The following is a 25,839-nucleotide window of genomic DNA, read 5'->3' as shown; positions in this document are numbered from 1 at the left end:
TATCATGGAAAAAAGAGCAAACAAATATTATCTGACTTTAAGCCTGAAAGAATACGCAAATGGAGCCACTACTCCTGCAAAAGAACTAGGAATTGAATTTGACAATCACGATGAAATATTTGGTATTATAGAAAAAATCAAAGACAAAAATATATTCGAAAATCCGCATGAAGCTACTCAGTTTGCCATTGGCCTGAAATTATTCAGCGAAATCAAACTTAGACACCGCAAAAATCCTTTGTTTGATGAATTGAATGATGTATTTCCGGTTTTTATGAAAAAACTAAAAAGCTTGTAGTTTCTACCTACAAGCTTTTTAGTTTTTTTTAAAATTCCAATAATTAAGCTTTCGCTTTTCTTTTTACTGTACATCCAATTTCTTTGGTTTGGGTTACAGCTGGTTTTTGACCGCTTTTTAAAGATGCAATAACATCTTCGGCATATTTTATTTTTTGAGGATTTTTTCCTTCCGGATCGTTGTCGATTGCGCCAACATATTCTACTACATTTCCTTTTGAAGTTTTAGAAACGATAAAAATGTGAGGTGTGCGTTTTGCTCCGTATTCGTCTGTAATTTTTTGTCCAGCATCAAATAAATATGGAAAAGGATATTTTTTCTCTTTTGCCAAATCCTGCATCTTAGCAAATGTATCTGCTGTAGAAGCTTCTGGATCGTTTGGATTAATGGCAATTACAGGATAACCCTGCGGTTTGAATTTTTTATCTAAATCAATAATTCTCTGCTCATAACCTACCGCATACGGACATGTATTACAAGTAAAAACTACGATATACCCTTTTGCGTCTTTAAAAGTTCCAAAAGAAACTTCTTTATTGTCTACATTTTTCAGCTTAAAATCTGGTGCGGCGTCTCCTGCTTTAAGAGTTGTTCCCGTTTGTGCTTGAGCCAGAAAAGCAGAAAGTGCTAATGTCAGTAATAAAATTATTTTTTTCATGGTTTACAGTTTTTTATATTCAGTTAATAATTGTTCATAAGTAAATTCGCTTTCAACAAATTTTCGTTTGTCGCCTTTGATAAAAAGTGTCGCGGGAATACTGCCTGACCAGCTTGGATCAATACGGTCGATAAATTCCTGCGGACTGCTTTCGTTCAGCAGAAAAACTTCATTTTTCAGATTTTTTCTTTTTACAAACGGAACCACATTGGAAGCCAGTTTTGATTTAAAATCCAAACTTACCAATAAAACAGCCAATTTCTCTGATTTATATTCGGCTCCTAGTTTTTCAAAATGTGGCAATTCTTTAATACAAGGCGCACACCAAGTTGCCCAAAAGTTGACAACATAGGTACTGTCTTTTCCTGTTTTAATTCTTTCGTTTAACTGATCGATATTTAAGAGCTTAACGTTCTGACTGTAAGCCGAAATAGAGAAAACACTAAACAAAAGGATATAGAAAAAAGACTTGATTTTCATGAGATTCAACGCTTTAGAATTAATTTGTGTCTTACAAATATAAACTATTGAAATCTTACTTTTTGTTAATGAAAGTTTAATGAGTTTTTTTAAAGAAGCTGAGTTACTAATATTCTAAGGTTTTAAAGAGTACCCAGGTTTGGTTGATATTATTGTGATGGATTCCATTCTAGTGTGGATTCGATGCGTTTTTGTTATAATTTCTTTTTATTTGAAATAAAAAAAATCGAAGGATTAAAATTCTATACTAAACGGATACGTAAAATCAGCTGTAAAATCTGGTTTCTCGTTTGAAGGTTTTATCAGAAATTCAAAAGTAGGTTCCATGTCTTCTATTTGTTCTATTTCTCCAGATTCTGTTTTGATTTCTAAAGTCTGTTTTGTTAAACCTGCTAAGATCGAAACGCTGTAAAAGCATTTGGGAGTTCTATTGTGGCGTGTTTGTATTTTTTTAGTAAATCGACTTTCTCTTTTGTAAAATCTCTCAAATACGGAATCGTATATAAATAAATCCTGCCGTTTACAACCGTAAGACAATATCCATCACGTTTATGCTGTAATTCATTTCCAGTTTTTAATAATTCGGGAACATCATCTGAAAGATTAAAATAAACAGTATACGGATAATTTACTATCCCAATCATGGGTACAATTACACCTTCTTCGACAACCTGATCTCCGGTTTCTTCTGTTGTGAATTCTGTTAAAAGATCATCTGGTAAATCATTTTCGATTTTATACTGCATTAAACAATCCACATCGCCCAAGATGAAATAATCCATTAGATCGTTTAGAACCTCATTAAATTTATGTACTGCCATGATGTTTTTATAATTTAGTTCGTTTTCCCATATAGTAACTGTATTCGTTGTCAATGATTTATAACCGTATCCTAATTCCTTAATCATAGTAGTTTTTTAAGATTGTCCCCAATGAAATTCGCAGTTACTAAAATTTAATGCTTTCAAATCGTCTTTGTTTATTAAAACACTAAACACACCTTCATCGTTGAATCCGTTCTCTCCTATTTGCAATAAGACCACTTTATTTGAATTCACTACTTCTAATATTTGTTGTTCTTGTGTCTGACAATGTGTAAAGATTCCGAAGATTTTTGATGTTTCGCTTCCTTCAAAAAAGTCCCATAAAAGTCCGTCTTCATTGGCATCTTCTTCTTCATATTCATCTTCTGGATCACGATAACGATCTGAAAGTTTTTCGGTTGCCGCAAAGGCCTCTTTTATCAAAACTCCTTCAAAGAAATTATCGTCATGATCTTTTACTACTCTTACTAATTCGCTGTTCTCAATATCCGCATAGGCAACAAGTCCTTTATCTTCGATAATATCGGCAAAAAAGAACAAGTGTCCCGTTTTTGGCAAAAGCCCAGAGGTGTCGTGAGGAGCAATTTGTTTGAGATCTAACTGAGCTGCAAAACGAAGGTCTTTAGGATATTCAAAATCTTTGGGAAGATCAGCAATTGGTCCGCCGTAACGAGAATGTCCCAAAGGAATATCTAAGGTTCCTGCTTTTACCAGCAATCCATCTTTTAATAAAATTTCGGGCATTTTTAAGCTGTCTCCGTAATAATGTTTTGTGGCAGGAAGCAGTTCAATGATTTCAAATATTTCTTTTTCCATTAGGCTTTTATTTTTATTTAAATAAATGTAATTATATTATTCGTATGATTTTAATTAATTACAAATCTGTATTTTGTTTGTAATATTCTTTCCATGACATTTTATTTAAAATACTTTATAATTAAATGTTCTCCCCGAACAATACTTATTATTAATCCAATTCATCTTCAATATTGTTAGTATTGCTTAAAACATTTTCCATTGTGTTTCCTAAAAATCCCCAGCAGTCATCGTCGTAGCCAATATTTCCTGAGGAAACAGCAATTATAGGAAACTCGTTTTCTTTTCTGAGATCGTAGGCGTAGAATTTTCCGCCTCCATTAAATGCTACCGGAAGAAATGCCGGAGCCCAGAACGGAAAACCATAAGAAATGTACATTTCTCTAATATCTTCAAGTGAGAAATAGCCAAATTCTCGATCGCCGTTTAAAATTCCGCCTCCGTTTGAATGATTCAATAGTTTGATATATTCTTCGGGAAGTTTTATTTGTTTTGGAATCGGGAGAATTTCGGGTGCAGTTCCTTCTGGATATAATTGTCTTATATTATCCAATATCTCTAATTCGTTCACTGAATAAGGTTTTGTAAAAAAATCGTCTGGAATTGACTCTGTTAATCCCGGATGTATGTCGAAAAAATTAAATTTATTAAACCACATAATTACTTGTTTTTAATTTAGTTAATCTTCGTCGTCATCTTCATCAAATTCTTCGTCATCATACGAAAGATAAGACCAATCGATATCTATACAATCAAGAATTTCATCGAAACGATCTTGAATGCTTGTTCCTATAAACGCGCCATGGCAATTGTTATTTTGATCGAAAGAAAGGCTGATTACATCATAAAACTGATCTGTATACACTTTTTGATTGTCTTTACTGATTTCGGGCACTAATTTCCAATTGTCTTCTACAAACTTTACGATCTCTGGTTCGATTGCTCCTATGAAATTTCCGTTGTATTGAAGTCCGCCTAAAGTTCCGTTAAAAACAGCCATCAATAAAAAGAAGTTTTCGGTTGTTTGGGTTTCAACTTCCCAATCTGATTTTTCAATGGTATCGTAATTTCCATAGACGGGTGGATTGTCTTCTATTAAATCTTCTTTTTTAATTCCCCAGATCGCTACGTTTTGGTTTTCTTCATAAAAAACTAGATAGTCATCTTCTGAAAATTCAATTTCACCATCAGGTTTTAAAAGTCGGTTAAAACAATAATTAAGGTTTTCTTCTTTCCCTAATTCCTGATAATATTCTTTTAGCTTTGAGGGAAGCGTGACTTTTAATTCTTTCTCTAGGGCAGAAATTTCGTCTTTTGAAAATCCGTAGTCTTCTTTATCAGACAAGTTATAAAGACGTTTGATTTTTTGTATATAATTCATGTGAAGTTTTTATTTAAGTATTTCAGAGGAAATAAATATTTCCATTAATCAAATAGCGAACATGCAGTAAAACAAGTTACTGCTAGTATGGTGTGAAATAGTTTTGTTTTTTCTGGCGAGGTAGTTTTAATAGAATTCAAGAGCCAGAATCTCTTTTTTTTCGTGTATTTCAATCATAATTTTGGCTTATATATTTTTACAAACGTGAAAATACATAAATTCTTGTAAGATTGCAATTACTTTATAATTGATAATGTATTCTTAATTATTATTTATCAGAGAAAAACTCCAATTGTTTGAAAACTGGAATCAATGATTTTCCTTTTTCTGATAAATTATATTCGATGTGAAGCGGTTTTAATTTGATGACATTTTTATCCAGAAGTCCAAACTCTTCCAGCTCGCGCAATGCAGTCGAAATAGATTGTTTATTGGTTCCTTTAAGATCTCTTAAAAGTCCATTGAAACGTATTGGTCCGTTAACAGCCAATAAGAATATTTGCGGTTTCCATTTACCTGATAATAGTTTGAGAAGTCCTTCGGCAGGACATTCATTTTCTTTTTGGGATTTATTTTCGGTAGTCATGTTTTTTTGACTAATTGACTTGTGAATATTTACAAACGAACTTTGCGTAAAGTTAAAAATTTAAACCAAGCGGAAATTAAAAACAGTTATATGAAAATACTTTCGCTATTCTTAATCTTGATTTGCAGTGTAAGTTGCCAATCACAAATAAATTCTAAAATGAACGAGAATAAAATAAATCCGTTATTATGTGATCCTAAAACAGGAATGTGCGAAATGCCGATTGGCGAAAAATCTAATGAAATCGCTTCTATTCCGGCCGAAAATAAACCCATTAAAATTATTTATTATACAGATCCAATCTGCTCCTCCTGCTGGGGAATTGAACCTCAGCTTCGAAAATTAAAACTGGAATATGGCAATTATATTGAAATTGACTATCGAATGGGCGGTTTATTGCCCGATTGGACGTATAACAGCGGCGGTATCAGCAAACCTTCAGATGTGGCGCATCATTGGGACGAAGCGAGTTTGTATTACGCAATGCCTATTGATGGAGATGTGTGGCTTGAAGATCCGTTGGATTCCTCTTATCCCTCTTGCATTGCCATGAAAGCGGCGCAAATTCAGAGTAAGGATAAAGCAGTTTATTTTATGCGAATACTGCGTGAAAAATTATATCTGGATAAAAAGAATATTGCCAAATGGGAAAACATAGCCGAAGGTGCCGAAATAGCAGGCTTGGACATCGCAAAACTAAAAACGGATTATGAAAATGACGCTAAAAAACTTTTCCAAGAAGATTTAAATCTGGGCAGAACATTAGGCGTTAGGGGCTTCCCTACTTTATTTTTCTCTGACGGAAATAACAATCAATTAACGGTTTATGGTTCTAAACCTTATGCTTCTTATGAAAATGCTTTGTCTGCTCTTTTACCAGAAGCCAAAAAGAAAGATATTCCTAATGAAAATTCATTATCGCTTTTTGAAATTTATCCAACCTTGGCTCCAAAAGAGTATGCCGTAATTCTAGATATTTCGTATACAGAAGCAAAAGATATTCTGGAAGAATTATATCAAAAGGGTAAATTGGATAAAAAGACCATTAAAAATGGTTCGCTTTATTCTTTGAAATAGTTTAAAATAGAAAAGCCGTAAAATCTTTTACGGCTTTTTTTATTTCATTAATCCTTGTTCAACTTCGTTTAAAACTTCATTTAAAACATCCATATCCAGTTTATCAATGTTGGCTATATCATGCAGACCTTGTTTTAATAAATCAAAAACAATTCTTTGTTTTTCTTTCTCATTTTTATTTTCATAATCAGTATAATTTTCCAGCACCGCAACTCCATAAGCAAACCATGTTTCTACTCTTACAGCTTCGTATAAGGCATTTTCAAAAGAATTAGAAATGCTAAGGTAGATATGAGTATAATCTGGAAGTCGAAATTTTCTCTCTCGAAGTTTTTCTAATATTTTATTACAGAGTCTATGATCGTAAGGCGTAAAATAAAGCTTGTCTATATTTTCAAAACGATAATAAAAACGCAAATCATAAATTAATCTTTTGTTTTCTATAACTCGGTTTTGTCTTTCTGTTCTTTCTTTAAGTCTTTTCGCTATTGTTTCTTGTCGTAAAATAGATTCATATTTTTTATTTAATTCCCATAAATCTGTTTTATTGAGTTCTGTTTCTAAAAGAATTAAAACTTCTTTCATTCTTTCTACATTCAAAACATCATCCTTTTTCTTTTTTCTGGCTATAATTTCAAAAACTTCATGAATCCATTTAAAAATATCATTTAAATCTTCTTCATTTTTAAATATTGGCAATGTAACTCTTACCATACTTTTGCCTCTATAATAAACTGGCAATTTATTAAACCAATTAGTATAAACTTCTTTATTATTTCCTTTAGGTTTGTTTGAAAAAATAGCCAGCTGAATTTCGATTTCCTGAAAAGAGAATTCAATTTTTTCGGCTTCAAATCGATCCGAAATTATTCTGCCAAGATGTGTAAAGGGCGCTTTAAAACCTCCTCCATAAGAATTGTATCCACTTTTGATAAAATAAATATCCATTAATTCAATTTTAAAAATTAAAAACAAATATATTTTATAGAAATATTTTAAAACATCCCTAAAAAGTATAAAAACAATAAATTAAGGTTATTAGTTGTTTAGTAAAATAATTCTATTAAAGCGAATTAAAAAATGTTCCGCTAGGAACATCTCGTTGGTAAAAAAGTTTTCCCGCTCTTCAGATCGTCCCTTAGGGACGTTTGATTTGCATATTGATTGTCCTTAATCAATCGTTCCTATGGAACGTAAATACAAAAACTTTACACGGATTCTACCGATGAATTGTTCCTAGCGGAACATTTTAAATTAAGCGTGGAAATATTTGTTTTTCAGGGAAATTGATAAATAAGCCATTTGTATGGCGGTAACTATTAATTTAGCTCTTTCAAAATCAAATCTGCAACAGTATCGATTGCTTGGTTTACGATACTTTCTGCGTCTCCATCAAATTCGAAACGTTTGGCGATTTCTTTGTCTGAGATAATAATGTGTATAAAAATGGTTCCTACGGGTTTGGATTCGCTTTCGCTTCCGCCCGGAGTAGTAAGTCCGGTTAAGGCTACGCAGATATCTGAATTGATGTATTTATGAAAATTTTGCGCCATGAGTTTGGTGACTTCTGCAGATTCTGCGCTATACTGTTCAATAGTGCCCCAAGGAATGTGAAGCAAATCTTCTTTCATTGAAATATGATAGCAGGTTATTCCTCCTATTAAAATCCTTCCCGAATTAAAAACTGTCGAGAATTCATAACACATTTTTCCGGCTGAAGCACTTTCTGCAAATGCTATCGTCAGATTTTTTTCGATTAAAGCCTCACAACAGGCCGTTACTTTTTCAGATGCCATATTGATTTCATTTTAACTGCATTTTTGTATTCAAAAATAAAATCTTTCTACTCATTACTGCTTATATCATTTCTTACAACTCTTACATTTTAAATAACTGTTAATTATGCAACTATATTAAATATTCGTGTAAGGACTTCCTTGTATAGGCTTGGTAAATTTGTAAAATACAAATTTTTTAAATGAAAGCTAAAGGAAGAATATTCCAGAATAGACAATAATTATCAACCCAAAATATAAACATTATGGAAAAGCAGCACAACCATGAATATGGTCAGTTTGATCCTGATTATATCGACCAAAATACTCTTGTTGATGGTACTTATTCTAATGAAGATCAATTCAAACAAGATGTAAAAAAACATGACAATCGGGAATTTGGCGAAAGCGATCCTGATTATATTGATCAAAATACGATTATTGATAACGACAATTATGCTCGAGATGAAGATCCGTATCAATATCAGGAAGAGTTTATAGAAGATCCGCATCATCCGCAAGGTGATTTTGAAACCAACACAAATGTTAGATCTGAAAATATCCCGAATCAGGAACGAGTGGTAAATGAAGACGATGCCATTACAAATGATGACACCGAAGACGATTTAAACGAGGATTATGATCCTGATTTGGATGATAAAAGTGAATCTGACTCAGAAAAACACAGCGATCTGGATGATGACGAAGAACTTGATGATTTTGATGCCGAACATTATCCTGAAAATCATCCGAGAGAATAACCGTTTCAAGAAATTGTTTTATGGATATAGGAGTTCAAATTATCTGGCTTTTTGTATTGGCTGTTCCAATTGCCTGTATCAGCTGGACAGTAACGCACGAAGAGATTTTTAGAGAGCCGCACGAATGGTGTGTCAGACATTCTAAAAACGACAAGTACATTTTGTCTCGAAAGTTTTTTTATCTGCTGACCTGCGAATATTGTTTCAGCCATTATGTTACAATAGCATTTTTGATACTCTGCGATTATAAACTTTTGTTAAACGATTGGCGCGGATACATTTTGGCGGGATTTTCGCTGGTATTTATGGCGAATATTTATATGAGCCTTTTTGCACTTCTTCGACAAGCAATTAAAAAAGAAAAAGTCGAAATTGAAAAAATTGAGACGGAAACAGACAATGAAAAGAATACTATCAACACAAATAAAAATACGTTTAACTAAATAATTAACAATCATGGAAAATTTAAATTTCATAGACCCTCTATTACACGGAATCAAACCTATTGAAGATAGCACATCAAAACTTAGTGTAAAACAACTAGCTTGCGCTGGATTTGGTTCACTATTAATTGGTGCCGTTTTAAAAAAAGCAGGACATGCTAAAACAGCTGCTGTTGTAGGAGGTCTTGCATTACCATTATTATCTGCAGCAGTTTACAAAAAACTAGCGAAGTAAGCAGTCTCTAAAATTAAATCATAAAAAATCCCGTTAAGTTTATTCTTAACGGGATTTTTGTTTTGTATAAATGCTGAGTTTTAGAAAACAGCATCGTGAAAATTTTAAATTAATTGCCTTCTTTTTCCCAAAGCAGGAATGACTTTAAATCAATATTTCCGCGTGCCAGACTTTCTAATTTGCGTATTCAAGCCAGGTTAATATTTCCTTCAACCCAGTTAAGTGCCTTATTGAAAGCTTCTTTTTTAAATCCGTGGAATTCTCCCGGAACGATATAGCTAAATCCGTTGGTAAACGAAATAATATCATCTGAATCTGAAACAATTGCTGCTCTGTTCCATTTTCCTAAATGTTTAAGTCCCAAAAGTGCATCCTGCAGCCACGCTCCTGCTGTAAAGTTTTTAATATCTGTATCTAATACCAGCAAAAAATTGATTTCGTTTGTTTGTTTTACCAAATGTTCTACGGCAGGAACTACAACCGCTAGAAAATCGTCTTTTGTTACTTCTGCTAAGGCTCTAAATGCTACAATATTATCGGTAGTGTCAATTTGATGTATCATAATTTCATACTTTTTTTTGAGTTAATTTAATCGTTATTATCATTTTGAAAGCCAATTATTTAGACTTTAAAAATGCACATCAAATATACGACTAAACGATAGCTAAATCTTACATTTATCCAATTGAATATTATATTTTAAGGAGCTAAGGTACTGAGGTGTAAAGGGACAAAAATGAATAAAAAGCCTAAAGACTTTTTCAAGAGAAAAAGCCTGCTCTTTTGGAGACAGGCTTTTTACAAAAAATAAAAAATAAACTAACACAAACTTTTAATATCCTTGATTCTGTTTAAAGACTTTTTGGTCAATAACAGTCTGTGGAATTGGGAATACTCTTCTAAAAGGTTGAGAAGCCGCTTTTGCAGTTCCAGCAAGATCATATTTTCCAAAACGGATGCTTTCTGGTCTTCTTTGTAATTCCCAGTATAACTCAAATCCTAATTCTTTATATAACTGTGCTGCGTCTAGAGAAGTAAGTGCTTTTCCTGGAGCATTTGCAAATAAAGATTCTCTTTTTCTGCTCGTACGCAGTTTGTTTAAATCGTCCATTGCTGCGCCTGTACTTCCTTTTCTGAAAAGTGCTTCAGCTCTCATCGCGTAAATTCCTCCTAAACGGAATAACGGAATATCAACGTTACTGTTACCGTTTCCTCCTTCTGGATCGAATTCGTATTTGAATACACGTGCTCCTTGATTGATTTCGTTTTGAGCAAAAACAGATTTTGTTGGATCTGCAAATGTCAATGTTGGTGTGAAATTCATTCTTGTAGTCGTACTTTTTTCCATGTATAAAGGAGAAACTTTAATACGGTTGCCAATCATTTCCAGAGATCCCGAAGCCAATAAAATTGGTCCGTACTGAAGTCCAGCCTGAATTCCTCTGTTGAAGTGGAACCAAGGTAAATTAGCGCTTTTAGGTACGATATCTGTTGCAGGTACGCTTACATCTGTTCCGTCGTTCATAAACCATGTACCATCAGCATATTGATAATGTTGTTCAAATCTTGGGTCATCGTGGTTGCCGTCCCAAGTCGCATAGAATTCTGGAGTGGTACAAGCCGCGTTTGTTCCTCTGTTTGCAGCAGATGTTCTTTGGTTACGCTCCATACAAACGTAAGCAAAGCTGTTTGAACCGTTACGGATGTAGTCTATTTTTTGAGAAATCGCAAAAATAAGTTCTTTACCGTTGTTATTATCCCTCGCAAAGTTTTTGAAATAATCGCTTTCTAAACTGAATTTTTCTGAATCGATCAATAAAGATGTGTAATAAATCACCCGATCCATATCTGTTCCTGTACCCGATACAGCTGGTTCATTAAAATTGAAGTTTGAATTCACATTGTAACGATCTTTTAATACTGCACGATTCAAATACATGTTACTTAAAAAAGCATAAGCGGCTTGTTTTGTAAATCTTCCGTGGTGTGTACGTTGCGTACCAATATCAGCCAAATCGGGTATTAAAGCTTCTACATCGGTAATTAATTTGTCAATTTGAGTATCTGCTTTTAAAATTTCCAATGGTGCTTTAGGATTCATAGGATCTCTGTAAGGAGCTTGTCCGTATAAATCTAAAGTAGTGTAGGTGTAAAAAGCTAAAAGTGCTTTTGCTTCTGCAAGAAATAATTTCTTTTCAGCAAAAGTAGTCTGCTCTGCTGATTGAATTGCAGTCAGCGAACGTGTAATTCCGTTTGTCAGCAAATCCCAATTGTTTACTATAATAGCATTACTTGAGCTCCATGTAAATTCGTGCATATCTCTCCATTTTCCGCCATCACCCCAATCGCTTCCACGAGTGGGTAAAATAGCCTCATCAGTAGTATATTCCTGCATGGCAAAAACAGCTCCGTGATCTGTAAAAGTTCCGTCTCCAAGTCTGTCATATGCTGCTGCAAGCGAACCTGCCGGATCTGAAGCATCACTTCCTAAAACTTCATCCAAAACAACTTCATCCAAATCGGTACAGCTGCTTAAGAGAAAAATAAAAGAGAATAGAGTTAAAATTTTTATGCTTAATGTCTTTGTCTTCATGTGATTTATAATTTTAAAGTTGCTCCGAAACTGATTGTTCTGGAAGTTGGATAACTTGCATAATCGATACCAATAGATTGGTTTCCTCCGTTTGCTTTTGGACTATTGATTAACGGATCGTATCCTGTATAATTTGTGATCGTAAGCAGGTTGCTTCCTGTTACATAAAGTGTTAATCCGTTGATCCAGTTTACACCTTTTAAATCAAAATTGTAACCAATACGAGCTGTATTTAATCGAATGAAATCAGATTTTTCTAAGAAAAGTGTCGATAAAATTGGTGAGTTTGTTGGGTTTGCACCTGATTCATAATATCCTGTAGCAACGTTTCTGTCTGATGCCAAGTTGTTTATGTTTAATGCGTTTAAACCCGTATTATTCAATAAATAACCTCCAGTCTGACCAATGATTGAGAATGAAAATGAGAAGTTTTTGTATCTCATATCACTGTTTAAACCATAGTAAAAAGTTGGTAAAGCACCTTCGATAATAATTCTGTCGCTGTTGTCGATTTTACCGTCGCCATTTTGATCTTTAAAGATATTAGCTCCTTTACTGTCAAATCCAATATGTTCTAACAAATAGAATGAACCTGCTGCATAACCGCTCTTGTAAATATTAGCATTTACACCAGATTGTCCAGGACCTGAAATTGTACCTGTAAGTATTTCTGAAACTGGAAGATCTTCAATCTTGTTATTTAAAGTTGCACCGTTTGCATCAACACTCCATGTAAAATCTTTTGTATCAACGATTTTAGAACCTAACATAATTTCAAAACCTTTGTTGATGATTTTACCTTGATCAATATTGGTCCAAACCGTTGTAGTTGGGCTTAAAGGTGAAGATGGAATATTCAAGATCGCGTCTGTAGTTGTTTTATTGAAATAATCTACAGTTCCGTATAATTTATCATTCCATAAACTAAAATCAGCACCTACGTTGTATTGTGTAACAACTTCCCATTTCAAATCTGGGTTTGCAGTTCTGTTTACCGAAACACCATTTACTAAATTCAAATCATCATATAAATAATATCCGTCTGCTCCAGATAAAGAGTAACTTGCTTTAGTAAGCTTGTTTTGTACTTCCTGATTTCCTGTTTGTCCCCAGCTTAATCTTAATTTTAAGTTGCTGATTGCTTCAACATTTTCTAAGAAACTTTCTTTAGAAACATTCCATCCTAAAGCGAAAGAAGGGAAATAACCGTATTTATTATTTTCTCCAAAACGAGTAGAACCGTCAGCTCTCATCGAAGCTGTTAAAAGGTATTTGTCGTTAAAAGTATAATTTAATCTTCCGAAGTATGATTGAAGCTCATTTTCTTGAGCATAACCAACTGTTCCTGATTGTGTTCCTGCAAAACCTGGATTGATTGATGGTTTTACACCAACACCTTGATTCGCAATTCCGTCAATATTAAAACTAGTTCCTGATCTTTCAAATTTTTGGTATGAAAATCCACCAAGAGCTTCAATTTTGTGTTTGTCTAAAGTAACATTGTACGTTAAGTAATGCTCAACCAATGCATTTTTAGAATCAAGATTATTTTGTACGTATCTTCCTTTTGGATTTAAATCGGTTAAGTTTGGAAAAATAGTAGTGTTTCTTTCTGCAGAAGAACGGTCGATACCAAGGTTTAATTTGTATTCTAATCCGTTGAAGATTCTTAAAGAAGCTTCAAAATTTCCTAAAACTCTTAACGTACGTGTTTGATCTTCGTAGATACTTAATAAATACGCTGGATTGTAATGCGCATTCATATTAAAGTTGGTGTAATTTCCATTAGCATCAAAAACAGATCTCGTTGGGTTAGCCATTAAAGTGTGAACTAATAATTGTCCGTTAGAACCTCCGTCATCACTTGTTGGAACTCCGTCGTCTTTCGTTTCGCTGGCAGTAAGGTTAAATTTTAATTTTAAACGTTTATTGTCTAAAAATGATTCAGCTGCATTAATTCTTCCCGTTAAACGTTTAAAGTTGCTGTTTCTAACAATACCTTCTTGATCTAACTGCGATACAGATGCATAGTAGTTTCCTGATTCTGTTTGTTTAGAAAAAGCCAAAGCATTGCTTTTTGTAACAGCTTGTCTAAAAATGACATCTTGCCAATCTGTATTTCCACCGTGGTCAAAAGCTGGATCTTTAATTGCTTTTCTATATTCGTCAGCACTTAAAACATCTAATTTGTGTGCTACAGTCGAAATTCCTAAAGATGAATCAAAAGTTAACGTTCCGTCTCCTTTTGCTCCTTTTTTAGTGGTTACCAAAACAACTCCATTCGAACCTCTTGCTCCGTAAATTGCAGATGCAGATGCATCTTTTAAAACGGTAATAGATTCGATATCGCTGTTATTTAAAAAGTTTAATGGATTTTTAGCAGCAGAACTACCAAAACCAACATTTGATCCAGAAGGACTCACATCGTCATTTGACAACGGCACACCATCTACAACAAATAAAGGTGTACTTCCGCTTCTAATAGATCCAACTCCTCTAATCGTTACATTTACTCCTGCTCCTGGCTCACCACTTGTACTTACTACACGAACACCGGCTACTTTTCCCTGAATTAAGTTATCTGGAGAGATACTTACGCCTTGCTTAAATTGTGAAGCATCTAGCTGTGTTACCGCACCGGTTACGTCTTTTTTAGATTGTTTACCATAACCTACAACCAAAACTTCATTTAATTCTGCTGTACTTGGTTCCAGCTGAATCGTCATAAAAGTATTTTGAACAGGAAGTGTTTTTGTTTTATATCCGATGTATGAAATATCAATTGTTTTTCCATCTCCAACCGTAATTTCAAATTCTCCATCGAAATTTGTAACAGTTGAGTTTGAAGTTCCTGTTTCAACAATAGTAGCACCAGGAATTGGCACTTTATTTTCGTCAACAATTTTTCCTTTTACTTTAATTTTGTCAACAGCTTTGGTATTTACCGCTTTTGGCGCTGCTGTTTTCTGAATTAAAACTAATTTTCCGCTGATATTGTAGTTGAAACTCGCTTTTTTTGAAAGCTCATTCAAAATTTCGGTAACAGATTCTCCTGTGTAATTTACAGTGTAAGTCGTATTATCATTGATTACAGCTTGTCCGTAACTGAATTTATAATCCGTCTGCTGACTTAATTTTGAAAATATAGAGACAAGAGTTGCTTTTTCTATTTTATTTTTTACTTTTGATTCCTTTGAATTAGTTTTACTAAAACCACTATGAATGGTCAGTAACGCTAGTACTAAAAAGAATAAACTCTTTAGATTTAAATAAGAAGGTTTAAAATACATGATTTAAGTTATTGGTTTTTTACGATACTTAATGATAATGAGCAGTTGTTCCCGCAGCTGCTTTTTTGTTTTAATCCACTTTTACTATTTCGCCATAAACTTTGAATTTTAGGTTTGTGATATAATTTATTTGTTCTAAAACATTCTCCAATGTTGCGTCTTTCTTTATAAATACCGTTAACGGCGTTGCTAATACTTGTTCATTATCATATTGAAATGAAACTCCATATTTATATTGTAAAATGGTGATAACCTGTTTAAGTGTGGTTTCATTTATAGTAATATCTGTCGTGTACCAGTTTACCAAAAATGATTTATTGGCCATTAATTTGGTTAGTTTGTTCGATTCGAACAAGGCTTCTTCATTCGGAACTAAATCAACGCTCTTCCCTTTTGAAGTCACATTTACTTTTCCTGTAACTACGATAACTTCACATTTTGATTTCGACATCTGAATGTGAAATGACGTTCCAACTACTTTAGTTTTTACGTCACCCGAAGTAATAATGAAAGGATGTTTTTTGTCCTTGGCTATTTCAAAAAACGCATTTCCTTTTAAAAGGGTAACTTGTCTTTTATCTCCTATAAATTTTTCAGGATATTGAAATGATGAGTTTGCTGCCAGATAAATTTTCGAGCCGTCACTTAATTTGATAGATTTGGGAATCGAGGACGTTTTAAATGATAATTGCTTTTCAGCTGCAATTTGAGGTTTTAACAAAAAACCTAATCCAACAAGAAAAAGAATACTGGCAGCGGCCATGTATTTTATATACGGTTTAATGGTTTTCTTCTTCTCCATTCGAAGCTGAATTCCATTATAGATATTTTTAGATATTTCTTCAGAATCTCCCATAGAAGTTTCATCCCATTCTGCTTTTTGGTATTCGCTTAAAGCGAAATTCATCAAAAGATTTTCTTCTGCTTGTGAAGTTTTATTTCTCGAACTTTTATCTATTAAATGTTCTAAACTATGCTTTAATCGTTTTATCATAATACATATTGTTATCTATAAGTACCGAAAGTTTAAAATCGTACTATCCAGAAATATTATGAAAACATTAACAGAGCGTTATCTTAAAAGTTTTGTCGAAAAATAATAATTGGAGCCAGCCAGGCAAGGTCTTTCAAGCCTTCGCGCAATTGTTTTAAAGCCGATGAAATTTGATTTTTTACGGTTTGTTTTGAAATTCCAAGTTCGTCTGCAATCTGATCAATTGACATATCTTGAAATTTATACATAAGCAAAACCTCTTTTCTTTTTTCGGGAAGCTGGTCTAATAAGGAATATAATAAATCCATTACTTCAGGATCGATAGACGAAAAATTATCAATTATATAGTCTTCGAATTTGTCTTCCATAATCGTCTTATCGAAACGATTATTCTGGTAATGCTTGAAAATTTGATTTTTCACCGCACGAAACAAATAAGGTTCGATGGCATTAATATTTAAATCGTCTTTTCGTTCCCATAAATCGATAAAAACATCCTGAACAATATTCTGCGCCAAATCTTTATCCTGAGTCATGGTATAGGAAAAGGCATTGAGTTTCTGCCAGTATTCTGTATACGTTTTTTCGAAAATTTCAGGATTCTTCATTGCTAAAATTGGTCACATTATAAGATGTAAAATAATAAAATGTAACACCAATGCTTTTTGCCTCAAAGTTATCTTTCGATTAAAAAATAAATGTTTTTGATGTAGAAATACTACTATTTTGAAGCCGACATGATAATAGTTTTGCGATTTCTTTTCGTTTAGCTAACACAAAAATTAAATCACAATTTTACTTTAGTAATACTCAAAAAAAGCAATTTTCTTTTGCTGCGTCCCTTAATTCACTCATTCTAATTTCATTAAAATTATGAAACAAATTTTGTTTGCATTGTTTTTTGCAGGGATACAATTGGGCCACGCACAAAATGACAATCTAAAAATCAACCAAATACAGGTTATTGGTTCACACAACAGCTACCGCCATGCCATTGAAACGGATTTATACAATCTTATTCAAGCGAGAGATACTACGCGTTCGCTAAAAGGTTTGCAATACACACATATTAGTATTACAGATCAATTAAACAAAGGATTACGCAATTTAGAAATAGATATTTTCGCTGATGCAAAAGGTGGAAAATACGCTCATCCAAAAGGTTTGGACATTGCTAAATCTGAAGAAGCTTACGACCCGAACGGACTAATGAAAAAACCGGGTTTTAAAGTTTTTCACATGCCGGACATTGATTTTAGAACTTCGTGTTATACTTTCGAAATTTGTCTTCAGGAATTGAAAAAATGGTCGGATGCTAATCCTGATCACGTTCCGGTTTTTATTACGCTCGAACCAAAAGACGGAGATGCGAATTTCTTCGGAACAAAACCTGAAGATTACACTGCTGCTGTTTTTGACGAAATGGATAAAGTAATCCGTAAAAATCTAGGAAAAGACAAATTAATTACTCCCGACATGGTTCGCGGCAAATACAAAACGCTTGAAGAAGCGGTATTAAACAACAACTGGCCTACGCTGAAAAATGCCAAAGGAAAATTTTTATTTCTATTAGATAACAACGGCGCAAAAAGAGATTTGTACGCATTAAATCATCCGTCTCTTAAAGGACGCGCCGTTTTTATAAATGCTGAACCGGGAAAACCGGAAGCAGCCTGGCTTTTCAGAAATAATTCAGAAGATCCACAAATTGTAGATTTGGTAAAAAAAGGATATCTAATTAGAACCAGAGCCGATTCTGATACCAAAGAAGCGCGTGCAAATGATTATTCGCGTTTTGAAGCCGCTAAAAAATCAGGTGCGCAGGTTATTACAACTGATTATTATCTGCCAAGTACTTTTTTTAATTCTCCTTATCAGATTAAATACGATGATGGAAGTTATGTTAGAACAAATCCTGTAAATGTACCGTAAATTTTAACCCAAAGTACGCTAAAATTTTTAGCTTAGTTTGGTTCATAAACGCAAAGTCCGCAAAGCTAGATTGATTAAGCTTTGCGGACTTATTTTTAATATTCTCGCAAAGACGCAGAGTCGTAAAGAATATAAAACTTGGCGTGCTTTGCGTAAATCTTAGCGTAATTTGCGGTTAAAAATAACCATATGACGGTTTAAAAAACTGAAAACCGAGACTGAAAAACTATTCAACACTCTTAACTTCGCCATTTTTCAAATCGACCGAAAAATGATCTGCAGGAACTTCGTGCATGAATTTATTGAAGATTACGAAAAATAATTTTATCTGTTTTTGCAGAGGTGTATCTTTTAAAAAATCCGATTTAGAACCTTCTAAAAACAAATTAGAAAGGACTTTATATTCTTTTGCTCTTTGAGTTCCAACATCGGCAAGAGCCAATTCATCCGCGCTTCTAAAACGGTAAAAATCAATTAAAAGATCATTTCCTGTCCAGTTGAAATCTTCTTTTTTAAGATTGTTCTGTGTTAAAATTTCTACCGATTTTGCTTCAGCTTCATTCCATTCTTTTTGAAACTGTGTTTTATTTTTCAGTATAAAATCAAAATCTTTATCAGAATTCATGTTGGCTAGAATCAATAAATCTTTGGCAGAAACATTCAAGATAAAATCTTTAAATGCAGAAGGCCAATCGTCTTTTAGAAAGCGAAGACGTACCAATTCTTTTAAATGAAAATCGGTAAAATCGTGATAGCTTTTGGTTTTTAAGATATCAATATTCCAAATGTCTTTATCGTTCTGGCTCTGCAGAAATTGATATTCCATTTTATACAAATCAAAAAGTTCGTCAAATCCTGAAACGTCATTTATTGTAATGGTTTGAATGTCTATACGATTGTCCTTTTGAATCGTCAGTAATTTATAGGCTGGAATATACGCTGCAAGCGAAGGCGTTTGAACATTAACCAATGTATTTCCTTTTCCTGTTGTGCGAACTCCGGTATCATTGATATGCATATGTCCGCCAAAGTGAATTTTCAATCCGGCATCGGCAAAAACTTGCGCTACTTCTTCAACGGGAACGCGGTTTAACTGCCATTTATTCGGTCCTAATAATTCTTTAATTTCTGCGGAAGCACCATCATTAAAATCAATCATAGGAAAATGACTGAACGCTACTAAAGTTTTACCTTGAAGTTTGGCTTCCGCCGAAATATCCTGAACCCATTTTATAAGATGTTTTTTGTTGGAAAGTACATTATTATATCCTGTACTGGCTTCAGAATAACTTTTTGAATCTTTAGGATCGGCAGCATTTTTCTTTGGAATATATACATTTCCGTCGATAGCCATTAACCAAAGTCCGTCAATAGGTTCTACCACATAGCTTACATCTGGAACTTCATATCCGGGTTCTACTTCGTAAACTCTGTTTTTTAAAAGAGAACCTTCGACTGCTTTTTTATAATTGTAGTTCTGGCTGTTGTAAGTGGTAAATGGAGTTGCCCAGAACTTGTATTTTTTATTGGGATAAAAACCAAAATTTTTAAGGTTATCAGTTATGCCTAAATAACCCATTTTAGCAATATCGGCTGTTATGACAACTGGCTGTTCGATATTCATGTTAGGCTTATACATGCCGTCTTTGCTAAAAATGGGCTGGCTCTTTCCTTCTTTACCTAAGAAATCTTCTTTTCCCGATTCTTGAGCAAATGGTCCAACCGGATCGTGATTTCCGGTGGTTATAAAAAACTCAATATTATATTTTTTCTGATATTGATCTAATATTTTCTTCAATCCTCGCACGTGTATCGGCTGTCCGTCATCTGTATAATCACCCGGAAGTGCCACATATTTTATCTTTCTTTTGGCAATATCTTCAAGTGCTGCGATGAAGGCAAAATAATTTTCATTGAAAATTCTCGTCGAATGTAACTGCGAGGCCATCGTTCTTATTAACGTATATTTTCTGGTTTTGGTATTTAAAACACCTTTAAAATCATTATCAGAAAACGTACCAAACAAATCCTGAAGGTGTACATCTGATAAAAAAGCAACCTGAACTCCTTCTAGATTCGGGGTTTTCTGTGCTGAAATTTTGATATTAAAAAAAATAAAAAAAATGCAAATATTTAGGAAAGTAAATCTTGAATACATAAGCAGCAACTTTAACAAAATGGAATTATTAAAAGTACGGAAGCTTTTAATACGCAGCAAGTTTATTGATTTATAGCTAAAATGAGTTTATCCTATTGTTATGGAATAATAATGTTTTGTAATTTTTATTATAATTGAAAAATACGCAGTCCCTACGGGACAATGATGTTGCTGGTGTATTCCATATTCTACCGATATTTAACCTCTAACGAGGTAATTCTTTTAGGAATTAAATATCGGTTTTATACCAACGTTTAGCCTAACGAGGTAATTCTGTTAGGAATTAAATATTGGTTTTCTACCACTGTTTAACCTCTAATGAGGTAATTTCGTTAGGAATTAAATCTGTTTTCTACCAATTCTTAACCTCTAGCGAGGTAATTTCGTTAGGAATTAAATCTGTTTTCTACCAACGTTTAAACGAGGTAATTCCGCTAGGAATTAAATATCGGTAGATAAATATATCGTCATATAGATTGTCCCGTAGGGACTATATCTATTTCTAACAAATTTAAAAAGGCTGTCATTTCTGACAGCCTTTTCATTACATTAAAACCAAAAAATGTAATGATTAAACCAGTATGGCAACTCGGTTAAAATTATTTTTTAATGAAACGTTTTATGGTTTGTTTTCCATCTTTTTCTAAAACAATAAAATAAATTCCTTGTTTTAAATTCGAAACGTTCAAAGTGTTATCATTTACTTTTTGAGATCCAATAACTGCTCCTTGCGAGTCAATAATATTGATTTTTCCTCCTATAATGTTGGTTGTAAATGATAATACATCTGCCACCGGATTTGGATATACATTTAAAGCAATGTTATCTGTTTCATCAATTGCTGCTGCTGGTGCTGCATTTCCAATTTTCGTAATTCTAATCCAGTTGATGTTCATTCCGGTATTCTGAATATAGATTCCGAAATTGTATGTTCCCGCATTTACGTTTACCGTTTGTGTAACCGTCTGCCAGTTCTGCCATCCGCCTGTGTTTGGAATATCAACATTTCCTAAAATAATTGCTCCAGCATTTAAATCAGAAGATAATCTTCCTCCAGTTACGGCACTTGCCACTCGGTATTCGATTAAATAAGAACCTGTTGTTGGGAAATTAATGTTATTATAAGCCAGCCAGTCACCAGTTTCGGTATAACCAACATTCGAACCTCCGCCGGTGTCTGTCGTGGCTTCAACCTGAATACCGCTCATTGCAGAGTAGTCTTCAGCCTGAATTAAAGTTGATGTTTGAGATGTTGTTGTAGCAATCAGTTTCCATTGTCCGCAAGTTTGGTTGTTGTTGTCCCATTGCTGTACAATTGCGCCAGAAGCTGTACTTGCATTGGCAACCTCAACAATTCTTCCGCTGTGACGGGCTACAATTTTATAGAAACCGTCTCCTGTAGAAACTAGAATAAACTGCTGATTTGTAGTTCCGTTATACGGATATTGTTCAACTCTTGCGCCATTTGCTTTATTAAAATTATTTACATCCATAGACTGGCCGCTGTGGTTGGCAATAATTTTATACATTCCGTCTCCTAAATGCGTAAACGTAAATTTCTGGTTGTTTCCAGAATTTAAAGCACCTTGGTTGATTCCAGCTCCGTTTGACAGACTTGAATTCCAAACATCCATATATAAACCGCTGTTTCGGTTTTGCAAAAAGAAAGTCTGGTTTCCCAAAGTGGCCGTTCCGTTAGCAATAACTCTAATTGAACTTACTTTATCATTCCAAGTGGTGTTTAAACATGAATTATCAGAGTTGATGACAGTTGAAGTTCCTGTAAAGTTATCATCCATATATAAAATCGCTTGATATCCTTGAGTGATTTTTAAAGAAGAAATATCATCATTTAAAACGCCTAATGAATTTAAACGAGCTAAATTGTAATCTCCAATGGTTAATCCGCCTGAGAAACCTGTGTAGTTACAATCTTTATAAACCGTAATTACATCTGTCGATGAACTAACATTTCCTCCCGGTGGAATTGTTCCAGTAATTGAATAACTACCAATAGAACCATAAGCCGAATAACCCCCGCTTCCGGCATTTCCTGCTCCAGTTCCATCAACTCCAATATAATATCTGCCTGCTGGAAGATTAACATTCATAGACGCATTTAAAGCAAACGGATCAGAATTCCAATACGTTCCCATTTCTGCACCAGAAGAATTGTATAATCTGATTAATAAATGCAGATTTCCATCACGGCTTACTGTGTTTGCGTTTATAGAAACATTTCCTCCTCCTGTTGTAAAAGTGAAAAAATCATAATCAGCTTCACTGGAAATAATTCCGTTTTTTTGATTGATTTGTCCGCTTCCATTATAATCTAAATTTGCCGCTGAAGCAATAGTGTTTCCATAATCATCACCGCGATATCCTACTCCAAATTTGGCACTGGCTATAATCGCTACATCATCTTGTTTGTTGTTGGCATTGTTGTATTCGCCTTTACTCCATTGTACTACTGGTCTGTAATATCCAGCACCCATAATTGGCGCCCAAGAAGTTCCGTCTAAACCTAAGAAATAATCTTCGGCTGGGCTTGTACGTCCGTCGTGTCCAAGATCAAAAGTATGTCCAACTTCGTGCGAAGATGCATCACCACCTGATTTTCCAGAGGTAATAAATACCCAGCATGGCACATCATTATCCCAGTTAAAAGAACCAATATAGGCTACACCTCCTGCACCCGGAGCGGCAGTATTGGTTGGTGTAATTACAACACGCATTCTTCTGTTTTTAGGATATGAATTGAAAACGGCTTCGTTTGTGGTAACATTTACGTTAAAAGGGCGATAATCTTCTGAAACTACTTCCCAATGCTGTTGGACGGCTGCATCAGTCATTCCTGATGGAGCTGCATTGATTGCATTTCCGTTGTTCCAAAGATTTCCTGCTGGCATATAATAGCCGTCAAAATCCAGCATCACACAACCTGCTGCACCTGGTAAACTTTGTAAATCCAGTAAAGCTGGAGCGATTGCTGCCGCTGCGGTTGTTTTACTCGCGGTATTATCTTTTGTGGGTAGGTTTTTATAATCAATACAAACCAAAGTATTGATATCTACTTTTTCTACAAAAGCATTTCCTTTTGCATCAGAGAAATATTTGTAGGCTTCTTTTGTTTTTTTTAGAAGAATATGACCTTCCAGAGATTTGTCTTTTACTTTAATGTAAAAAGAAGATTCAGGAATGCTTTTAATTTCTCCAATCAAAAATTCGCTTGATTCATTTGATTCTTTGTAATTAATTTTTCCATTGAAACTTGTTTTTTCAGCTTGAAGCAGAATACTTTTTTCTGTTCCTTTTGAAGTGGCATTTTTTCCCAGTTCTTTTTTCAAACTATTCATAAATGTTTTACTCGATCCTAAAGAGGTCTGTGCAAAAGCAAAACTTCCAAAAATCAAAAATGCAAGCACGCTTAAACTAAATCTGTAATTGTTTTTCATATAATTGGGGTTTAGGGAATACTTAGAATTGTAACGCATAAGTCACATTCATTTTTTTAACACTTAAACCGCTTTTCTTTTGTTTAAAAAAAAGCAATAGTGATCTGTGAAAACCAACTCTTTTGATTTTCAGATGTATACTTCTATGCATTAAATTTTAATGAGAAATAAAAAGCATTATTCTGCTCTGCAGCAGAATAATACTTTTTGAAAAATTTATTTTTTAATAAAACGTCTTACTGTTTTTATTCCGTTTTTTTCTACTGAGATTAGGTAAATCCCTTTCTTAAGGCTGGAAACATCAATGCTGTTGTTGTTTACTGTTTGTGAAGAAACTGTTGCTCCGCCTTCAGTATCAATAATATTTACATTTCCTCCTGAAACTTCTGCGCTGAAGAAAAGCTGGCTTTCAGTTGGATTTGGATATACTGTTAAACTTGGAATCGAATCTTGTGTTGCAGCTGAAGCCGATTTCGCAGCCAAAGCAGCTCCTGATTTCGTGATTCTGAACCAGTTTAAATTAAAACCTGTATTTTGAACATATATCCCGAAATTGTAAGTTCCAGCATTTACATTTACAGTTTGTGTAATCGTTTGCCAGTTCTGCCATCCGCCAGTATTGGGTACATTTACATTTCCAAGCTGGATTGTTCCTGCATTTAAATCAGATGATAATCTTCCACCTGTAACAGCACTTGCCACGCGGTATTCAATTACATAAGATCCTGAAGTTGGGAAATTGATATTGTAATATGCCATCCAGTCTCCTGTATCGCAGTATCCCACATTTAATCCTCCTCCTGTATCAGTTGTTGGTTCAGTTTGAACACCACTCATAGTATTGTAGTTTTCAGCCTGAATTAAAGTTCCTGTTCCCGTTGGAGGGTTACTTCCAGTAATTACTTGATTGATTGCAGTTAGCAATGATTTTGAACCTGTTGCATCTTGAGATAATTCCCAGATCATTACTCCTCCAGCATTTTGAATCGCAAAAGTTGTTTTTTGTTTGATCGTTGGGATTCCGTTGTAGTAAATTGTATTTCCAACTTGGTCTTGGTTTTCAGCTCCTGGATATTGCGCTACGATATTCGCATATGAAATTCCTTGATTGGCTGAAGCTCCAAAACCGTATCCGTAAAACGGAACACCAATGATGGCTTTGCTTGCTGGTAATCCTCTTCCTGTCCAGTAATTAAACTGATTGACAGCCATACTATACGGAGAGTGTTGTCCTGGATTGTTTGGTGCCCAAGGTCCTGTTGCATCATATGCCATAATGTTGATCCAGTCGTAAGCTGAAAAAACAGATGAAGGTACGTTTGCTCCACCATAGCCTTCTGAAAGTGCTGCCGTAATTAGTTTACCATTAGCATGAAGTTTGTTGGCTAAAGCAGTTACAAATCCTCCGTAATCACCGTTGATTGCTGGTCCTTCTAAATCTACATCGACTCCATCAAGGTTATGAGCTACAACATAATCATAAATTTTTTGAACGAATGCAGTTCTATTACCTGCTGTGATTAAATTGAAATAATTGTCACGAATAGCACCTCCTTCTGAAATTGATCCTCCGCCTAATGAAACAAAAACTTTTACATTATTGGCATGCGCCGTATTAATAATGGCATTATTTCCAGAATTAAAACTTAAATAACCATTGGCATCAGGATTTTCAAACGCAATATTGATATGCGTTAATTTACTGTACTGAATTGTGCTTGCAAAAGCATTTAAATCGATCCAGTTAGGAACATACGCGATTACTTTTTTCTGCTGGGCTACCGAATAGTTAAACACACCCAATACTAAAATGAGAATCCATTTTGCCGACATTCTTTTGTAATTGTCTTTCATAATAATTGTTTTAATAGATTAATAAACTCGTAAATGTTGGGACGGTTTTTTGAGTTATGTTTTTGGATTTTAGATTTTAGATTTTAGATTTTAGATTTTAGATTTTAGATTTTAGATTTTAGATTTTAGATTTTAGATTTTAGATTTTAGATTTTAGATTGGAATTTGGCTGCGCCAAATTCCAATTATTAGTATCTATTTATAAATCAATCTGAAATCTAAAATCTTA

The 25,839-nt window shown here is 34.0% G+C and carries 23 protein-coding genes; 6 read left to right on the top strand and 17 right to left on the bottom strand.

The features are described 5' to 3' along the window. Window positions 1-4: 4 nt before the first annotated feature. Window positions 5-298 carry a DUF3861 domain-containing protein gene (locus J0383_RS20850; protein ID WP_207295876.1) on the top strand — a complete coding sequence of 98 codons (294 nt, stop codon included), beginning with the start codon at window positions 5-7 and terminating at the stop codon, window positions 296-298. 43 nt (window positions 299-341) lie between these two features. On the opposite strand, the gene J0383_RS20845 is transcribed toward J0383_RS20850, so the two are convergent. The 7 genes from J0383_RS20845 to J0383_RS20815 form a co-directional block, all read right to left on the bottom strand. Then, the gene (locus J0383_RS20845; protein ID WP_207295875.1) at window positions 342-956 is read right to left on the bottom strand and encodes a thioredoxin family protein; all 615 of its coding nucleotides are present in this window, start codon (window positions 954-956) and stop codon (window positions 342-344) included. A 3-nt stretch (window positions 957-959) separates the two neighbouring features. Beyond that, window positions 960-1,436 (bottom strand): TlpA family protein disulfide reductase, encoded by a 477-nt coding sequence (locus tag J0383_RS20840; RefSeq protein ID WP_207295874.1) that lies wholly within the window; start codon window positions 1,434-1,436, stop codon window positions 960-962. Between the two features lie 392 nt (window positions 1,437-1,828). Beyond that, the gene (locus J0383_RS20835; RefSeq protein ID WP_207295873.1) at window positions 1,829-2,344 is read right to left on the bottom strand and encodes a hypothetical protein; all 516 of its coding nucleotides are present in this window, start codon (window positions 2,342-2,344) and stop codon (window positions 1,829-1,831) included. A 9-nt stretch (window positions 2,345-2,353) separates the two neighbouring features. After that, on the bottom strand, window positions 2,354-3,076 hold the full coding sequence (locus J0383_RS20830) for a DUF1963 domain-containing protein (RefSeq protein WP_207295872.1): 723 nt from the start codon (window positions 3,074-3,076) through the stop codon (window positions 2,354-2,356). Window positions 3,077-3,227: 151 nt separating this feature from the next. Next, window positions 3,228-3,734 carry an SMI1/KNR4 family protein gene (locus J0383_RS20825; protein WP_207295871.1) on the bottom strand — a complete coding sequence of 169 codons (507 nt, stop codon included), beginning with the start codon at window positions 3,732-3,734 and terminating at the stop codon, window positions 3,228-3,230. A 21-nt stretch (window positions 3,735-3,755) separates the two neighbouring features. Further along, window positions 3,756-4,457 carry an SMI1/KNR4 family protein gene (locus J0383_RS20820; RefSeq protein WP_207295870.1) on the bottom strand — a complete coding sequence of 234 codons (702 nt, stop codon included), beginning with the start codon at window positions 4,455-4,457 and terminating at the stop codon, window positions 3,756-3,758. 268 nt (window positions 4,458-4,725) lie between these two features. After that, a complete protein-coding gene (locus J0383_RS20815; RefSeq protein WP_207295869.1) occupies window positions 4,726-5,043 on the bottom strand; it encodes a winged helix-turn-helix transcriptional regulator in 318 nt (105 codons plus the stop codon). Between the two features lie 159 nt (window positions 5,044-5,202). Here J0383_RS20815 and J0383_RS20810 point away from each other — a divergent pair, with 159 nt between their 5' ends. Beyond that, entirely contained in the window at window positions 5,203-6,120 is a 918-nt protein-coding gene (locus J0383_RS20810) for a DsbA family protein (RefSeq protein ID WP_207295868.1), read from the top strand. A gap of 39 nt (window positions 6,121-6,159) precedes the next feature. Here J0383_RS20810 and J0383_RS20805 read toward each other — a convergent pair whose 3' ends face one another. Both J0383_RS20805 and J0383_RS20800 read right to left on the bottom strand, forming a co-directional pair. After that, window positions 6,160-7,068, bottom strand: coding sequence for a hypothetical protein (locus J0383_RS20805; protein ID WP_207295867.1), 909 nt, complete (start codon window positions 7,066-7,068; stop codon window positions 6,160-6,162). A gap of 371 nt (window positions 7,069-7,439) precedes the next feature. Beyond that, on the bottom strand, window positions 7,440-7,916 hold the full coding sequence (locus J0383_RS20800) for a CinA family protein (RefSeq protein WP_207295866.1): 477 nt from the start codon (window positions 7,914-7,916) through the stop codon (window positions 7,440-7,442). 245 nt (window positions 7,917-8,161) lie between these two features. On the opposite strand from J0383_RS20800, the gene J0383_RS20795 reads away from it, so the two are divergent. The 3 genes from J0383_RS20795 to J0383_RS20785 are packed head-to-tail and all read left to right on the top strand — an operon-like array spanning window position 8,162 to window position 9,334. Continuing rightward, window positions 8,162-8,656: a hypothetical protein gene (locus tag J0383_RS20795; protein ID WP_207295865.1), complete on the top strand. Its 495-nt coding sequence runs from the start codon at window positions 8,162-8,164 to the stop codon at window positions 8,654-8,656. A gap of 20 nt (window positions 8,657-8,676) precedes the next feature. Next, window positions 8,677-9,099, top strand: coding sequence for a hypothetical protein (locus J0383_RS20790; RefSeq protein ID WP_207295864.1), 423 nt, complete (start codon window positions 8,677-8,679; stop codon window positions 9,097-9,099). Window positions 9,100-9,112: 13 nt separating this feature from the next. Beyond that, window positions 9,113-9,334, top strand: a complete 222-nt coding sequence (locus J0383_RS20785) for a PrgI family protein (RefSeq protein WP_207295863.1) — start codon at window positions 9,113-9,115, stop codon at window positions 9,332-9,334. 187 nt (window positions 9,335-9,521) lie between these two features. Here the strand turns inward: J0383_RS20785 and J0383_RS20780 are convergent, their stop codons facing one another. From J0383_RS20780 to J0383_RS20760, 5 genes are all read right to left on the bottom strand, one after another. Next, a complete protein-coding gene (locus J0383_RS20780; protein ID WP_207295862.1) occupies window positions 9,522-9,896 on the bottom strand; it encodes a SpoIIAA family protein in 375 nt (124 codons plus the stop codon). Between the two features lie 270 nt (window positions 9,897-10,166). Then, the gene (locus J0383_RS20775; RefSeq protein WP_207295861.1) at window positions 10,167-11,927 is read right to left on the bottom strand and encodes a RagB/SusD family nutrient uptake outer membrane protein; all 1,761 of its coding nucleotides are present in this window, start codon (window positions 11,925-11,927) and stop codon (window positions 10,167-10,169) included. 5 nt (window positions 11,928-11,932) lie between these two features. Beyond that, window positions 11,933-15,217, bottom strand: coding sequence for a SusC/RagA family TonB-linked outer membrane protein (locus tag J0383_RS20770; RefSeq protein ID WP_207295860.1), 3,285 nt, complete (start codon window positions 15,215-15,217; stop codon window positions 11,933-11,935). A 70-nt stretch (window positions 15,218-15,287) separates the two neighbouring features. Beyond that, window positions 15,288-16,211 (bottom strand): FecR family protein, encoded by a 924-nt coding sequence (locus J0383_RS20765; protein ID WP_207295859.1) that lies wholly within the window; start codon window positions 16,209-16,211, stop codon window positions 15,288-15,290. Between the two features lie 83 nt (window positions 16,212-16,294). After that, on the bottom strand, window positions 16,295-16,819 hold the full coding sequence (locus tag J0383_RS20760; RefSeq protein ID WP_207295858.1) for an RNA polymerase sigma-70 factor: 525 nt from the start codon (window positions 16,817-16,819) through the stop codon (window positions 16,295-16,297). A gap of 265 nt (window positions 16,820-17,084) precedes the next feature. On the opposite strand from J0383_RS20760, the gene J0383_RS20755 reads away from it, so the two are divergent. Continuing rightward, a complete protein-coding gene (locus tag J0383_RS20755; protein ID WP_207295857.1) occupies window positions 17,085-18,143 on the top strand; it encodes a phosphatidylinositol-specific phospholipase C1-like protein in 1,059 nt (352 codons plus the stop codon). Window positions 18,144-18,369: 226 nt separating this feature from the next. Here the strand turns inward: J0383_RS20755 and J0383_RS20750 are convergent, their stop codons facing one another. From J0383_RS20750 to J0383_RS20740, 3 genes are all read right to left on the bottom strand, one after another. Continuing rightward, window positions 18,370-20,301: a metallophosphoesterase family protein gene (locus J0383_RS20750; RefSeq protein ID WP_207295856.1), complete on the bottom strand. Its 1,932-nt coding sequence runs from the start codon at window positions 20,299-20,301 to the stop codon at window positions 18,370-18,372. Between the two features lie 599 nt (window positions 20,302-20,900). Beyond that, a complete protein-coding gene (locus tag J0383_RS23745; RefSeq protein ID WP_239023123.1) occupies window positions 20,901-23,756 on the bottom strand; it encodes an RICIN domain-containing protein in 2,856 nt (951 codons plus the stop codon). Between the two features lie 216 nt (window positions 23,757-23,972). Next, a complete protein-coding gene (locus tag J0383_RS20740) occupies window positions 23,973-25,610 on the bottom strand; it encodes a glycosyl hydrolase family 18 protein (RefSeq protein ID WP_207295855.1) in 1,638 nt (545 codons plus the stop codon). Window positions 25,611-25,839: the final 229 nt, after the last annotated feature.

It is taken from the genome of Flavobacterium endoglycinae (genome assembly GCF_017352115.1).
Taxonomy (GTDB): Bacteria; Bacteroidota; Bacteroidia; order Flavobacteriales; family Flavobacteriaceae; genus Flavobacterium; species Flavobacterium endoglycinae.
Note: the sequence above shows the minus strand (reverse complement) of the source record. Positions and strands in the feature narration are given on the sequence as shown.

Bases quoted from the DNA above. Each gene is read 5' to 3' on its own strand.
- J0383_RS20850 (WP_207295876.1), top strand. From the start codon at position 5: ATGGAAAAAAGAGCAAACAAATATTATCTGACTTTAAGCCTGAAAGAA.
- J0383_RS20845 (WP_207295875.1), bottom strand. From the start codon at position 956: ATGAAAAAAATAATTTTATTACTGACATTAGCACTTTCTGCTTTTCTG.
- J0383_RS20840 (WP_207295874.1), bottom strand. From the start codon at position 1,436: ATGAAAATCAAGTCTTTTTTCTATATCCTTTTGTTTAGTGTTTTCTCT.
- J0383_RS20835 (WP_207295873.1), bottom strand. From the start codon at position 2,344: ATGATTAAGGAATTAGGATACGGTTATAAATCATTGACAACGAATACA.
- J0383_RS20830 (WP_207295872.1), bottom strand. From the start codon at position 3,076: ATGGAAAAAGAAATATTTGAAATCATTGAACTGCTTCCTGCCACAAAA.
- J0383_RS20825 (WP_207295871.1), bottom strand. From the start codon at position 3,734: ATGTGGTTTAATAAATTTAATTTTTTCGACATACATCCGGGATTAACA.
- J0383_RS20820 (WP_207295870.1), bottom strand. From the start codon at position 4,457: ATGAATTATATACAAAAAATCAAACGTCTTTATAACTTGTCTGATAAA.
- J0383_RS20815 (WP_207295869.1), bottom strand. From the start codon at position 5,043: ATGACTACCGAAAATAAATCCCAAAAAGAAAATGAATGTCCTGCCGAA.
- J0383_RS20810 (WP_207295868.1), top strand. From the start codon at position 5,203: ATGAACGAGAATAAAATAAATCCGTTATTATGTGATCCTAAAACAGGA.
- J0383_RS20805 (WP_207295867.1), bottom strand. From the start codon at position 7,068: ATGGATATTTATTTTATCAAAAGTGGATACAATTCTTATGGAGGAGGT.
- J0383_RS20800 (WP_207295866.1), bottom strand. From the start codon at position 7,916: ATGGCATCTGAAAAAGTAACGGCCTGTTGTGAGGCTTTAATCGAAAAA.
- J0383_RS20795 (WP_207295865.1), top strand. From the start codon at position 8,162: ATGGAAAAGCAGCACAACCATGAATATGGTCAGTTTGATCCTGATTAT.
- J0383_RS20790 (WP_207295864.1), top strand. From the start codon at position 8,677: ATGGATATAGGAGTTCAAATTATCTGGCTTTTTGTATTGGCTGTTCCA.
- J0383_RS20785 (WP_207295863.1), top strand. From the start codon at position 9,113: ATGGAAAATTTAAATTTCATAGACCCTCTATTACACGGAATCAAACCT.
- J0383_RS20780 (WP_207295862.1), bottom strand. From the start codon at position 9,896: ATGATACATCAAATTGACACTACCGATAATATTGTAGCATTTAGAGCC.
- J0383_RS20775 (WP_207295861.1), bottom strand. From the start codon at position 11,927: ATGAAGACAAAGACATTAAGCATAAAAATTTTAACTCTATTCTCTTTT.
- J0383_RS20770 (WP_207295860.1), bottom strand. From the start codon at position 15,217: ATGTATTTTAAACCTTCTTATTTAAATCTAAAGAGTTTATTCTTTTTA.
- J0383_RS20765 (WP_207295859.1), bottom strand. From the start codon at position 16,211: ATGATAAAACGATTAAAGCATAGTTTAGAACATTTAATAGATAAAAGT.
- J0383_RS20760 (WP_207295858.1), bottom strand. From the start codon at position 16,819: ATGAAGAATCCTGAAATTTTCGAAAAAACGTATACAGAATACTGGCAG.
- J0383_RS20755 (WP_207295857.1), top strand. From the start codon at position 17,085: ATGAAACAAATTTTGTTTGCATTGTTTTTTGCAGGGATACAATTGGGC.
- J0383_RS20750 (WP_207295856.1), bottom strand. From the start codon at position 20,301: ATGTATTCAAGATTTACTTTCCTAAATATTTGCATTTTTTTTATTTTT.
- J0383_RS23745 (WP_239023123.1), bottom strand. From the start codon at position 23,756: ATGAAAAACAATTACAGATTTAGTTTAAGCGTGCTTGCATTTTTGATT.
- J0383_RS20740 (WP_207295855.1), bottom strand. From the start codon at position 25,610: ATGAAAGACAATTACAAAAGAATGTCGGCAAAATGGATTCTCATTTTA.